The following is a 12,810-nucleotide window of genomic DNA, read 5'->3' as shown; positions in this document are numbered from 1 at the left end:
TGCATCTGGCTGCTGGCTCAGAACATCGAGGCGCGGTGCGCTGCCACCCCGGCCATCGCCCCATCCGCCACCGACAGCGCAATGCTGCCCGCTGCTCGCGCGGCATCGCCGCAGGCAAACACATTGGCTACGCTGGTCTGCTGCATCGCATCCACCTGCACATAGGGGCCCATCGGGCCATCGGCCAGCACGCAACCGAGCTGCTGCGCCACCGGGCTGGCAGGCGAGGTGCGTGGCTGGGTGAACAGGCCTTGCATGCGGATGCTGCGGCCATCGACCAGCACCACATCCGCAAAACCATCGATGCGCAGCACCGGCGTGGCCTCGATCTGGGTGCCGCGCCGCGCGAAATCAGCCAGATCCGCCTCCGACGGCTTGTAGGCGCCATTGAGAAACAAGGTGGTCGGGCCCCAATCGGGCAGCATCATCGCATGGTGGTGGGCCATGGGCGATGCGGCAATCACCCCGATGGCACCGCCACCCACCTCGTAGCCATGGCAATACGGGCAGTGGAACACGCTGTGGCCCCAGCGCTCGGCCAGGCCGGGCACGGCGGGCAGTTCATCGCGCACCCCAGTGGCCAGCACCAGCCGCCGCGCCACCAGCAACTGGCCGCCTACCTGCAGCGCCAGCTCGCCGCTGGGCAGCACCTGGGCCTCCTCGGCCTGGCCGTCGATCCAGCGCACGCTGGGGTATTGCAGCAATTGCGTGCGCGCCTGCGTCCACAGCTCGGCAGGCGCCACACCGTCGCGCGACAAAAAGCCGTGCGAGGTGCTGCCCGCCTCGTCCACAAAGCGGTTGCGGCGCAGGCCCGCATCAATGACGGTGACCTGGCGGCGCGCCCGTGCCAGCTGCAAGGCGGCCGACATGCCGGCGTAGCTGCCGCCGACGATGGCGAAATCAGTGTGAATGTCCATGGTAGTCCTCTATACGGTGGGAAGCGGATGTTTTGGCCAGCCGGTGCGCGCGCAGCGAAGCGCCGATCTGGGCAGACAGCTGGGCCAAGGTGATGCCGCCCAGCTTGGCCAGCAGCGAGGCCTCGGCCTCCTGCATGGCGCTGCGCAGCGAGCTGTTGACTACCTGCGCAACCAGGCACTCAGGGTGGTCCTCGCGAAAGCCCAGCGACACCAGCGCCGGCGCGCCCAGCGCCTGGTGGATGTCGCGCAATGTCGTCTCGCCCCAACCCGGCGCAATCAGCCAGCCGCCCCCATGGCCCTTGCCGGACGAGACCATGCCCGCATCGCGCAAGCCGGCCATCAGGCGCCGCAGCACCACCGGGTTGGTGTCCATGGTCTGCGCCAGCACCTCGGAGGTCAGCGGCGTCTGCGCCTCGGCCAAGTGCAGCAGCACATGCAGAACATCGGAAAACTGGCTGTTGTGTTTCATGCAACTATTGTAGTTACATGAAATGAATCCGCGCCAGCAGCTCCGCAAAGAACCATTACCCCCGCTAAGGTCAAGCGCTTGTCGTCATTTCTATCGACCTTACAAGTTTTGTCGGCTCTCCATGCGCTTTGAATTTTTCTCACTGAAGTTTGAGCTCGGAACGTTTTGAGCTCAGCCAGAGGGTGTGCAGGGGCTGCGGATTGAAAACGAGGATCGCGGTCTTGCTATCGCGCCACGTGGTGTAGCCAAGCCGCTGGTCAATGGCATCACCGAAGGATTTTGGCCCCTTTCAGAACTTGCACGCTGCGATGAAGACGTTGCGGTCGCCCTCGCGCAGCACAATGTCGGTCTTGCCCGCCCTATTGAATGTCTCGCCCGTCGCCTTGCCCTGCAAGGCCTGCGGCTACTGCGCCGCCAAATGGTTCAACAAAGCCTTGGCCGCCGACGACAGCAAGGCCGCGTCCCGGTAGCTGATCGCAAACTGCCGCTTCGCCCAGCTGTCCGCCAGCGGAATCACCCGAACATCCGTGTTGGCGGCAAAGCTCAGTGCCACTTCGCGCGGCACCACGCTGATCGCCAGGTTGGCCTGGACCACGCGCAGCGCAGCATCGAAGTTGGAGACGTGCACGCGGTGGCGCAGCGCCTTTCCTTCTTGTGCGGCAGCGCGGGTGAGCAAAATTTGCACTGCGCTCAACGCCGGCATGCTGACATGTTCGTAGTCCAGTACGTCAGAGAAATGCACCGCTGCGCTTTGCGCCATGCGTGCGATGGGGTGGCTTTTGTGGGCCGCAATGGCCAGGTGGTCGCTGCCATAGGGCTGGGTCTGCAGGCCGCTCAAATCGGCTGCGTCCCAGCAAATCCCCATGGCCGCACGCCCTTCACGCACGCCGCGCACCACATCCGGGCTCACGCACTCCTCCAAAGTCACACGGATACTGGCATGCGCGGGTTGCTGCAAAAAACTCGCGACATGGTCGGCCAGGGATTCGGCCATCACCGACGCCGTGACCAATACCCGTACCTGCCCCTGTACGCCCTTGCTGTAGGCCGCCATCTCCTGCTGCATGTGGTTGGCGGCGGCGAGCATGGTGCGCGCATGTTCCAGCAAAGTGTCGCCCGCTGCCGTGGGGCGCAGGCCGCGCCGTTCGCGGATGAACAAGGGCGCGCCCATCTGGTGCTCAAGCTGCGCCAGGCGCTTGCTGATGGCGGATGCCACCAGCGCCTCGGCCTGCGCCACACGGGCAATGCTGCGCTGCTCACATACCTGCACAAACAGCCGCAGGTTCAGCAGACTCAAGTCATACATGATTTTCCTTTTTGGAACGAAACCGCTTCCGCATTGGATTATTGCTGATGCTTTGGAAAATCTAAAATCAGAGCCAACGACAAAAGCCAGGAGACACGATGACCGCCACCTCAACCCTAGCTACACGGCGCGCCAGCATTCGCGAAGTTGGCCTGCGCGATGGCCTGCAAAGCCTGGCCAGCATCGTCAGCACCGCCGACAAATGCGCCTGGATTGACGCCGCCTACGACGCCGGTATGCGCGAGATGGAGGTGGGCTCGATGGTGCCCGCGCACCTGCTGCCCCAGCTGGCCGATACCGAAGCCGTGCTTGCCCATGCCTGCAGCAAACCCGGCTTGCTCGCTTCCGTGCTGGTGCCCAACCTCAAAGGCGCCGAGCGCGCCTTGGCAGCGGGCGCGCAGTCCATGGTCGTGCCCTTGTCGGCCAGCCATGCGCACAGCCTGGCCAATCTGCGCAAAACCCCTGACGAAGTCGTGGCGGAAGTCGCCCGCATCCGCGCAGTGCGCGACGCAGCGGGCAGCCACGCCCACATTGAAGGCGGCGTGGGCACGGCCTTTGGCTGCACCCTGCAAGGCGATGTGGCCGAAAGTGAGGTGCTGCGCCTGATGCAGGCCTTGCTGGACGCAGGCGCCGACCATGTGAGCCTGGCCGATACCGTGGGCTATGCCGACCCCGACAGCGTGCGCCGTTTGTTTGAAAAAGCCCGGCGCCTGGTGGGCAACCGGCTGCGCACCGCCCATTTTCACGACACCCGCAGCATGGGTCTGGCCAACGCCTATGCGGCCTGGCAAACCGGCATCACCCACTTTGACGCCTGCCTGGGCGGCATTGGCGGCTGCCCGCATGCACCGGGTGCCAGTGGCAATGTGACCACTGAAGACCTGGCCTATATGCTGCAGCGCATGGGCGTTGATACGGGTCTGGATGTTCCCGCCCTGTTGCAGCTGCGCCAACGTATGCAGGCCTGGCTGCCCAACGAGCGGCTGCACGGCAGCCTGTGGCAAGCCGGTGTGATTGCAGCACCCCAGGCTTCCACCGCCATTTGCGCTTAATTTTCAAACCAAATCAACCGCTGGCGCTAACCCCATGCATGCTGGTGGCCATCAAAATATGAGTACCCCATCTCGCTCCCCATCGCTCCCACTCGCCGGAATCCGCGTGGTCGAATTCACCCACATGGTCATGGGCCCCACCTGCGGCATGGTGCTGGCCGACCTGGGTGCCGAAGTCATCAAGGTCGAACCTGTCGAGGGCGACCGCACGCGTTACTTGCTGGGTGCGGGCGCCGGCTTTTTCCCCATGTTCAATCGCAACAAAAAAAGCATTGCGCTGGACCTGCGCCAGCCCCAGGGACTGGAAGCTGCCATTCGCCTGGCCAGCACTGCCGATGTGGTGGCGCAAAACTTCAAGCCCGGCGTGATGACCAAGTACGGCCTGGATTATGCCGCGCTGTCCAAGCTGAACGAGCGCCTGATCTATGTGAACCACACCGGCTTTTTGCCCGGGCCGTACGAGCACCGCACGGCGCTGGACGAGGTCGTCCAGATGATGGGGGGCCTGGCCTACATGACAGGCCGCCCCGGCGACCCGCTGCGCGCGGGCACCAGCGTGAACGACATCATGGGCGGCATGTTTGGCGCGATCGGCGCCATGGCAGCGCTGATGCAGCGCGCACAAACCGGCAGGGGGCAAGAGATTGACTCGGCGCTGTTCGAGAACAACGTCTTTCTCGTCGGCCAGCACATGATGCAGTACGCCGTGACGGGCGAGGCGGCCGATCCCATGCCCAACCGCATCTCGGCCTGGTCGGTGTACGACGTGTTCACCGTCCAAGACGGCGAGCAGATCTTTTTGGCGGCCGTGAGCGATGCCCAGTGGCGCACCATGTGCCAGGCCTTTGGCTGGGCCGATCTGCTGGCCAACCCGCGCTACACCACCAACAACGAACGCGTACGTGAGCGCCCGGCCCTGCTCGCCGATCTGCGCGCGCGCCTGGCCCGCATGGATGTCGCACAGGTCGCCAAAATCTTTGAAGACAACGCCCTGCCCTACGCCCCCATCAGCAAGCCAGAACAACTGCTGGACGACCCGCACCTGCAGGCCTCCGGCGGTTTGGCCGAGGTAACGCTGACCGACGGCGAACGCGCCGGCCAAACCGCACAGACCACCTTGCTGCCGCTGCGCATGGCGGGCGAGCGCCTGGCCGTACGCCAAAACCCGCCGCGCCTGGGCGAGCACACCGCCGAGTTGCTGGCCAGCCTGGGCTACGACGCCGCGCAGATCAGCGCCATGCAGGCCACCCAGGCAGCGGCGTAACGCTACCAATATAAGAGCAAAACATCCCTTACAGACAGGCGCAAAGCCGCAATCAGGAGACAAACATGCACCCCACCCGCCCATTCACCCGCCGCACCGCACTGGCCATGGCGCTGGCCAGCCTCACGAGTGGCGCCTTGCCCGCGCTGGCGCAAACCAAGCCGGCAGGGCACGATAAAGCGCTGCGCGTCATCTTGCCGCTATCGGCGGGCTCGGGGGCCGATGGCGCCATTCGCGCCATCAGCACGCCCATCAGCAAAGTCCTGGGCCAGACCCTGGTGATTGAGAACCTGCCTGGCGCAGGCGGTATCACTGGCACGGCGCAGATTGTGCGGGCGGCCAAAGATGGGGACACCATCGGCATCGTCAGCAACAACCATGTCGTCAACCCCAGCCTGTACAAAAACATGCCCTTTGATTCGATCAAGGACATCGCGCCCATCACCATCATCGGCACCACGCCCTTTGTGCTGGTGGCCAACCCCAAGGTGCCCGCACGTACCGTGCAGGAGCTGATTGCCCACGCCAAGGCCCATCCCGGCACGCTCAATTACGGCTCATCGGGCAATGGCACCATCCTGCATTTGGGCGCCGCCATGTTTGTCGAGCAGGCCCAGATCGATGTGCCCCACATCCCCTACAAAGGCACGGGCCAGCTGATGAATGACTTGCTCAGCGGCCAGGTGCAACTGGGCGTGGTGGCGGTCGCACCCGCCATGGCCCACATCAAGGCCGGGAACCTGCGCGCCATCGGCATCACCAGCGCCAAACGCAGCGCCAGCCTGCCCGATGTGCCCACCATTGCCGAACAAGGCCTGCCGCAGTACGAGCTGGACGGCTGGATCGCCGCCATCGCCCCAGCGGGTGTACCCAAGGCCGAAATGGATCGCCTCTACCAAGGCTTTGTGCAAGGCATTGCCTCCCCAGAAGCCCGCGAAGCGCTCATCGCCCAGGGCTACGAGATCCAGCTCACCCCGCCGGATGTGGCGACCCGCTTTATGGCGAGCGAAAAGCTGCGCATGCAGGCGGCGGTGAAAGCCGCGCAAGTCAAAATGGATTGAGCCCGCAGATGGGTCGAGCTCCTCCAACAAAAGGCAGAATCAGACTGCTCTACGCTTTGAGACTGTCTTTTCGCACGTAGTTGCCACCATGAAACTTTGGATCGCCATCGCTGCCCGAGGTGTTTAGACCCGGGATTTGATGGATAGGATTCATTTTTAATCGTTCGGGCTCGGATGACGCAAGCGACGACGACAATCGCTGCGCTGCTGTAGTTCAGCTTTGTGAAGCGACCCACTGCAACGGGTTGTGCATTCAACCGGTCAATGCGCTATGCCACAATCGCGCAGCCCACCACCACCCCCCAAAGCAATGGAAATGGCCTTGTTCAAGAAGCTGGAGTCTGTCGTTTTGTTTGTCGCCGATATCGATGCCGCGGCCGCCTGGTATGCGCAGCTCTTGGGCACGGAGGTACAGCACGAAAACGCGCACTATGCCTTTGTGCAAGGCCCGGGCCTCTTGATCGGCTTCCATCCCGCCGATGGCAAATGCCCGGGTGGCGTGGGCGGCACCACGGTGTACTGGGAGGTGGCAGACCTGGGCGCGGCCATCGAGCGCCTGCAGGCGCAGGGCGCCCGGCTGTACCGGGGGCCGATGACGACCAGCCTGGGGGCTACAGCGGCGATGCTGCTGGACCCCTTTGGTTGCAGCCTGGGCTTGCTTTGACCGGCGGACGGCTAGTCGCGGGCGGCTAGTCGTGCGTAGCTAGCTGCGGGCGGCTAGCTGCCGGGCGGCAACCCTCTACTGCAGCGCCTGGTCCGGGTTCTGCACCACTTGCAGATGCAGGATGCTGAAGTACAGCGTGATATCGCCTTGCTGGTCGATAAAGGTGCCGATGGCGCGCTGCAGGCGGGCGGCAATGCAAAGGCACTCGGTCGCCTCGGGCCTGCCACCGGGAATGCTTGCGGTGGTCAGCAAGGCCAGCTGGTGCTCGCGGCCAAAGTCGTGCACGACCTCCAAGGCCTGGCCATGCTGGGCGGGGATATTGGCATTGGCCCAGCTCCACACAAAGCTGCCTTCGCTCTCGCTGCTGGTGCCCACCAGGCAGACGGTGCCCCGCACTTCATGCAAGGGCGCCTGCAGCACCAGACTGGCACTTTCCAGATCCCAGTGGTACTGCGGCGCGCTCTGCAGGCCAAACTGGCGTGGCCATTCGGTGTTGCGGGCCATCATGGTCTCGACGGCCTCGCGGCTCCATGCTGCCCAGTCGGTCTCGCCCGCTTCGGGGCTGGTGGTGGTGTCGTTCATAGCGCTAGCGGTTCAAAATGCAGCCGCCATTGTCGGCCAATATAGGAACCTGTTCAAAGTCTCTACGCAGCCGCGCTGGAGTGCAATCGGGATGAGTTCGAGGAGCTGGTGCGCAGCATGCACCGGGGTGCAAGCAAGGGCCGGCGCGCAGAAATCGCCCGACTCCACTCCAATTTGATCGCTGACGTGCCACCCTCAGACGGGCTTAGCTCATTCAATGTGCACGGCAATGCCGGTAGGGATCAGCGAGAAGAGGTCAACTATCTCGTCATTTCTCATACGTATGCATCCATGCGAAACCGGTCTTCCAATTAAATGCTCGTCGGCTGTGCCATGGATGTAGATGAATCTTCTCAAGGTGTCCACACTGCTTGCGCGATTGATGCCGTATTGCAAGCCTTCTAACCAGAGGATGCGTGTCAAGATCCAATCGCGGTCCGGAAAACGTTCTGCGAGTTCCGGATCAAATATCTCGCCGGTGGACCTTCTCCGCCGAAACACTGCGCCCTTAGGACATCCCTCTCCTATCTTCAACCGAATGCGGTGAACGCCGGTAGGCGTGCAATAGCTACCAGTTTCGCAACCCGTTCCGTTCGCTGCCGTCGATACATCGTAATGACGTTCAACGCCATTGGCCAACGCTAAATGAAGCGACTGCCGTTCGACCGAAACGTGTATACGCGCGGGCATTTCGATGGAGGAAAGCACTTGTACAAGCATCGTTCGGCGACTCAGTTGGAAGTTGAACTGAGAGCAGCATATCGCCAACGCTGAAATTGTTCCAGCCAGCGCCGTCATTGCTAAACCGGCCGTATCTGGCTTCAACGTAGTCCAGCGAAATGCGGCACTGAAGTCATCATGAAATAAAAAAACCGCCCCTTGCACAGGGGCGGTTCATCGTTCAGCAAGCTGAGGGCGCTATCAGTTCAGGCCGAGCATGCCGCGCAGCTTGGACAGGTCTTCGGCCAGCGTGTTCACGCGGCCAGCCAGGATCTTGCGGTCGGCCTCATTCAGCTTGGTGTACAGCTCAAAGCTGCCATCGGGCTTGCGGTACTTGGCCAGGATGTCGAACACGGTCTTGAAGTTCGACGCGGTCTTTTCGACAAAGGCCTTGTCCTTCTTCTCGACCAGGGGGCGCAGCAGTTCGAAAATCTTGTCCGCACCTTCGAAGTTGGCCTGGAAGTCATCCAGGTCAGTGTGGCTGTAACGCTCTTCTTCACCCGAGATCTTGGTGGCAGCCACCTCTTCCATCAGCACGGCAGCGCCGCCCACCACCTTTTCCGGCGGGAAGGTCAGGCCGCTCACGCGCTTTTGCAGTTCCTTGGCATCGGCCAGCAGCTTGTCGGCAAATGGGGTCAGGCCCTTGGTGCTTTTTTCAACCCAGAGGCCGTATTCGATGCGGTGGAAGCCGGTGAAGCCCGGGTCCTTCTCGGCCTTTTCATGGTCATCGGCGCGCGAGTCCATGCTCTTGTCCAGATCGGCAAACAGCTCGGCGATTGGCTCGATGCGCTCGTAAGGGCGGCGCACGGTGGCGTACATCTTCTTGGCTTCTTCCACCTTGCCGGCCTTGACCGCATCGGTGAAAGCCTGCACGCCCTTGACCAGCTCGCGCAGGTTGTTGTTGACGTACAGCTTGTACTCCGCCAGTGGCTTGACCAGCTCCAGCGCAGACACGCCTTCTGCCGCCCAGCTGGACAGGGGGATGACGCTGGCACTGCCGGCCAGCAGCAGGCCTTGCAAGAATTGGCGACGCATGGACATACGAGAACTCCTAGATACTGTTAGATTGATAATTTTTGGCTTCCAGTATCTCAATGCCAAACCCAGGCTGGCGTCCTTCAGGAAGATGGACGCGCCCAGGCCTTGCAGTACAGACACCAGTGGCTGGTTAGGAAACGGGATCAGGCCTTCTTGGCGGCAGCGGCCAGCAGGCCACGGCCCAGCCAGTCATTGGCATCGGCCACGCCGGGCAGCACATAGAAAAAGCCGCCACCAATGGGCTTGATGTATTCTTCGAGCGGCTCGCCATCCAGGCGCTTTTGCACCGTGACAAAGCCCTTTTCCAGATCGGCCTGGTAGCAGATGAACAGCAGGCCCATCTCCAGCTGGCCCGACTTGGTCACGCCATTCGAGTAGTTAAAGGGGCGACGCAGGATCAGGTTGGCTTCACTGCCATGGTTGCGCGGGTTGGCCAGCCGGATATGGGCATCCATCGGCGTCTTCTTGCCTTCGGGATCGGCCGCATAGTCCGGCGTGTCGTGCTCGGTCTTCTTGCGTGCATCCAGCGGCGCGCCGCTGTCCTTGTCGCGGCCCATGATGGCCTCCTGCTCGCCCAGCGGCGTGCGGTCCCAGCGCTCGACAAAGTTGCGGATGATGCGCACCGCCTGGTAGCTGCCACCAGCGGCCCAGGCGGGCTCGTCGGACTCGGGCTGCACCCAGACGATGCGGCGCATCATGGCCTCATCGTCCGATGGGGGGTTGGCCGAGCCATCGCGGAAGCCCAGGAAATTGCGCGCGCTCTCTGCAGGCTGGCCTGCAGCGGCAGGAATCGGCGGCACCGAGCCCTCCTGCTTCCAGCGCACCATCAGCAGATCGGGCAGGTTCTTGATGATGTCGCGCAGCGCATGGATATTGGTGTCGGGCGTGTTGGCGCAGAACTGGATCGACAGGTCGCCATGGCAGAGCGCGGCCTGCAGCGCGTCGTTGGGATGCTGCTGCATGGGGGTCAGGCGCTTGGGCCGCTGGTCCTTGAGGCCAAAGCGGTCATCAAACAGGCTGTGGCCCACACCAACCGTCACCGTCAGCGCATCGGGCTGCACCACCGGGCCCAGAATGCCCGAGCCCGCAGGCGGCAGCTTGGGGTCGAGCACCGGCTGGACCCCACCCTGGGTCAGAAAGTGGATGCGCTCGGTCAGGGTCTTGAAGAGGCGTTCCAGCTCCGCCGGGTTGCTGGCCAGCACATCAAAGCTGACCAACATGCCGGCCAGCGGCCGGGGCGTGACGATACCGGCCTGGTGCTTGCCGTAAAAGGGCACGCGTTGCTGCGACACACTGGAATGCGGCGCATCGGCCACCTGGGTGTTGCCGGGCGAGGCATCGTCGGCAGCCAGCGCCTGGCGCGCGGGCATGCCGGCCAGCACACCGGCGCCCATGACGCCTGCGGCCTCACCCAGCCAGCGGCGGCGCGAGGGGTTGGTGCCGTCCTGGACGATGGATTGAGACTCGTTCCTGTTCTTGAACAAAGACATGTGGTGCTTTCTGTATGTTATTTGTAGAAATAGAAGGCGGAAAGTTTAGGGCTGCAAGCCCAGCGCTGCATTGACCTTGGCCATGCTTTGCGAACTCTGGTAGAGCGCCTGCGCCAGGTTCTGGCACTGCACCGGGTTCAGTGCCTGGCCGGCCATGTCGGCCACCTGGCTGTCATCGGCGGGCACGCCCAGCTCTTCCATGCGCTGGCGCAGCTTGGCCAGGCTGTCCTGCAACTGCTGGTTTAAGGCCGGGTTGGCGTTGGTCAGCACCGGGCCCAACACCTGCTGCGCCTTGTTGGCAGCCGCCCAAGTGCCATAGGCAAACTGCAGCACAGCCCTGCCCTGTTCGGGCGTGGTCGCCTCGCCCGGGATCAAGGTGGAAGCACGCTCCAGCGCCTTGGCCGCTGCGGCGGCAATCGACTGCGGCTGCAAGGCCGTATCGCCCAGGCGCTGGGCCAGTTGCTGCACATCCTGCTGCAGGCTGGTGGCCAGCGGCAGCAGCTGCTCAGCCGGCTCGCCCGCTTGCAGGCCGGCGGCAATGCGCTGCAGCCCCACAAAGGCCGGGTCCTTGTCGCGCAGCGCAAAGTCTGCGGCACGCGCATCGATGCGGGCATTCAAATCGCCGAACTGCACCGCCAAAGGGGCCAGCTTTTGGTACTGGCCACGCGCAAGTGCGGCCAGTTGCAACGCATCGGCAGGGTAGCCATCGGGCGAGGTGGCACCGGCCTCCAGTGGATGGGCCAGGCGCTGCTGCAGCGCATCAACCATCTCCTGCAGGCTGGCCGTCTCGGTCAGCATGTAGACCTGGTACTCGGCCAGTGCGCCCAGGAAGGCGGTCACCGGCGGCTTGGCGGCTTCGGCCTTGAAGGCGTCCGAGGTCGTCACCGTCAGGCTGCCGCGCGCGGCGTTGAGCAGGCCGCAGGTCATCTCGTAGTTGCCCGGGACCAGGCGTGCACTCAGCTGCTGCGTCATGCCGGGCAGAATATTCTCGCGCTCTTCGAGCACCATCACGCCGTCTAGAATTTCCCATTCCAGCGCCCGCTGCGACTGGTTGACGATGCGGAAAATCACCTTGCCCGCTGGCACGGTCACCGCATTGGGGGTGCAGGTGCCCTGGTTGATCTCGATGGTCACCACCGGCACGCCATCGACCGATGTATTGCTGCCTGCAACGTCGCTGGCACGCGGCACCGTCGATGCCTGCCAGAAAGCGGCAGCACCGAGCAGAAACACGACGACGCTGCCCAGGACGACCGGGCCAAGACGCGGAGCGGACTCATCAGCGGCCACTTCGGCCGCTGCAGCTGCGGGGGTGGGCGTGGCAGGAGCGCCCGCCACGGCAGGCGCCACCTTGACAGGCCAGAAGAACATCACCAAGGTCACGGCCAGGTACAGCGCCCAGGCCAGCACTTCGCCGGCGACGGGCGCATGCATGTAGCCCAGCAGCCCGCCCAGAATCACGCCCAGCGGGCTATCCTCAGGCAGCACACCACTGCTGTCGAACACCACTTGCTGCAGCTGGTTCCAGACCCCGGCCTCATGCAGGCGGCGCACCGCGCCGGCGAGCAGGCCAGCGGCCACGACCAAAATAAAGATACCGGTGTAGCGGAAGAACTGGCGCAGATTGATGCGCACGCCGCCTTTGTAGAGGCCCACGCCCAGCAGCACCGACAGTGCCACGCCGAGGAAGGCGCCGGCTGCGGCACTCCAGCCCGAGCTTTGCTGGAAGATGGCCAGCAAGAAGAAGACGGATTCGACGCCTTCGCGCGCCACCGCCAAAAAGACCATGCCGATCAGCGCCCAGCTGGCACTGCCCGAGGTGCTAAGCGCCTTGTCGACCGAGGCCTGCAGCTCCCCTTTGATCGAGCGCGAGGCCTTGCGCATCCAGAACACCATGCCGGTGAGCATGCCCACCGCGATAAAGCCGACCAGCGCTTCAAACAGCTCCTGCTGCTTTTGCGGAAACTCGGCCGCCATCCACTGCAGACCCGCGCCGACAAACAGCGACAGACCCAGCGCGAGAAACACGCCGGCCCAGACAGCGGGCATCAGGCGTGCGCGGCCTGTGTGGCGAAGGAAACTGGCAATGATGCCAACGATCAGCGCGGCCTCGATGCCCTCGCGCAACATGATCAAAAAAGGAACCAGCATGTAATGTGTTGCTCAAGCCGGGGCGCACGTCATGGCTGCGCCGCCCGCTGATCTTTCTCAGTTCTGTCGAAGAATGCCCATGCCCTACCGGTGGCT

The 12,810-nt window shown here is 63.5% G+C and carries 12 protein-coding genes; 4 read left to right on the top strand and 8 right to left on the bottom strand.

Features of this window, described 5'->3' with window-relative positions; genetic code table 11:
• Nucleotides 1-17: 17 nt before the first annotated feature.
• From LPW39_RS15120 to LPW39_RS15110, 3 genes are all read right to left on the bottom strand, one after another.
• The gene (locus LPW39_RS15120; protein ID WP_230776740.1) at nucleotides 18-917 is read right to left on the bottom strand and encodes an NAD(P)/FAD-dependent oxidoreductase; all 900 of its coding nucleotides are present in this window, start codon (nucleotides 915-917) and stop codon (nucleotides 18-20) included.
• Complete coding sequence (locus LPW39_RS15115; RefSeq protein WP_230776738.1) at nucleotides 901-1,386, bottom strand: Rrf2 family transcriptional regulator; 486 nt, start codon at nucleotides 1,384-1,386, stop codon at nucleotides 901-903. The genes LPW39_RS15120 and LPW39_RS15115 overlap by 17 nt, the downstream gene beginning before the upstream one ends.
• 403 nt (nucleotides 1,387-1,789) lie before the next feature.
• Nucleotides 1,790-2,692: a LysR family transcriptional regulator gene (locus LPW39_RS15110; protein WP_230776736.1), complete on the bottom strand. Its 903-nt coding sequence runs from the start codon at nucleotides 2,690-2,692 to the stop codon at nucleotides 1,790-1,792.
• Nucleotides 2,693-2,790: 98 nt separating this feature from the next.
• Here LPW39_RS15110 and LPW39_RS15105 point away from each other — a divergent pair, with 98 nt between their 5' ends.
• The 4 genes from LPW39_RS15105 (at nucleotide 2,791) to LPW39_RS15090 (ending at nucleotide 6,733) form a co-directional block, all read left to right on the top strand.
• Complete coding sequence (locus LPW39_RS15105) at nucleotides 2,791-3,744, top strand: hydroxymethylglutaryl-CoA lyase (protein ID WP_230776734.1); 954 nt, start codon at nucleotides 2,791-2,793, stop codon at nucleotides 3,742-3,744.
• A gap of 58 nt (nucleotides 3,745-3,802) precedes the next feature.
• Nucleotides 3,803-5,008: a CaiB/BaiF CoA transferase family protein gene (locus LPW39_RS15100; RefSeq protein ID WP_230776732.1), complete on the top strand. Its 1,206-nt coding sequence runs from the start codon at nucleotides 3,803-3,805 to the stop codon at nucleotides 5,006-5,008.
• A 65-nt stretch (nucleotides 5,009-5,073) separates the two neighbouring features.
• Nucleotides 5,074-6,069 carry a Bug family tripartite tricarboxylate transporter substrate binding protein gene (locus LPW39_RS15095; protein WP_230776730.1) on the top strand — a complete coding sequence of 332 codons (996 nt, stop codon included), beginning with the start codon at nucleotides 5,074-5,076 and terminating at the stop codon, nucleotides 6,067-6,069.
• 316 nt (nucleotides 6,070-6,385) lie between these two features.
• Nucleotides 6,386-6,733, top strand: a complete 348-nt coding sequence (locus LPW39_RS15090; RefSeq protein ID WP_230776728.1) for a VOC family protein — start codon at nucleotides 6,386-6,388, stop codon at nucleotides 6,731-6,733.
• Between the two features lie 75 nt (nucleotides 6,734-6,808).
• Here LPW39_RS15090 and LPW39_RS15085 read toward each other — a convergent pair whose 3' ends face one another.
• From LPW39_RS15085 to efeU, 5 genes are all read right to left on the bottom strand, one after another.
• Nucleotides 6,809-7,315 (bottom strand): DUF6882 domain-containing protein, encoded by a 507-nt coding sequence (locus LPW39_RS15085; RefSeq protein ID WP_230776718.1) that lies wholly within the window; start codon nucleotides 7,313-7,315, stop codon nucleotides 6,809-6,811.
• Nucleotides 7,316-7,525: 210 nt separating this feature from the next.
• A complete protein-coding gene (locus LPW39_RS15080; RefSeq protein WP_230776716.1) occupies nucleotides 7,526-8,140 on the bottom strand; it encodes a L,D-transpeptidase in 615 nt (204 codons plus the stop codon).
• A gap of 96 nt (nucleotides 8,141-8,236) precedes the next feature.
• Nucleotides 8,237-9,076 (bottom strand): iron uptake system protein EfeO, encoded by an 840-nt coding sequence (gene efeO, locus LPW39_RS15075; RefSeq protein WP_202883117.1) that lies wholly within the window; start codon nucleotides 9,074-9,076, stop codon nucleotides 8,237-8,239.
• Nucleotides 9,077-9,216: 140 nt separating this feature from the next.
• Nucleotides 9,217-10,563 carry an iron uptake transporter deferrochelatase/peroxidase subunit gene (efeB, locus tag LPW39_RS15070; RefSeq protein WP_230776713.1) on the bottom strand — a complete coding sequence of 449 codons (1,347 nt, stop codon included), beginning with the start codon at nucleotides 10,561-10,563 and terminating at the stop codon, nucleotides 9,217-9,219.
• 45 nt (nucleotides 10,564-10,608) lie between these two features.
• Nucleotides 10,609-12,714 carry an iron uptake transporter permease EfeU gene (gene efeU / locus LPW39_RS15065; protein WP_230776703.1) on the bottom strand — a complete coding sequence of 702 codons (2,106 nt, stop codon included), beginning with the start codon at nucleotides 12,712-12,714 and terminating at the stop codon, nucleotides 10,609-10,611.
• Nucleotides 12,715-12,810 lie beyond the last annotated feature (96 nt).

Source organism: Comamonas koreensis (assembly GCF_021026195.1).
In the GTDB taxonomy this organism is placed as follows: Bacteria; Pseudomonadota; Gammaproteobacteria; order Burkholderiales; family Burkholderiaceae_C; genus Comamonas; species Comamonas koreensis.
This window is presented reverse-complemented; position numbering and strand designations above follow the sequence as displayed.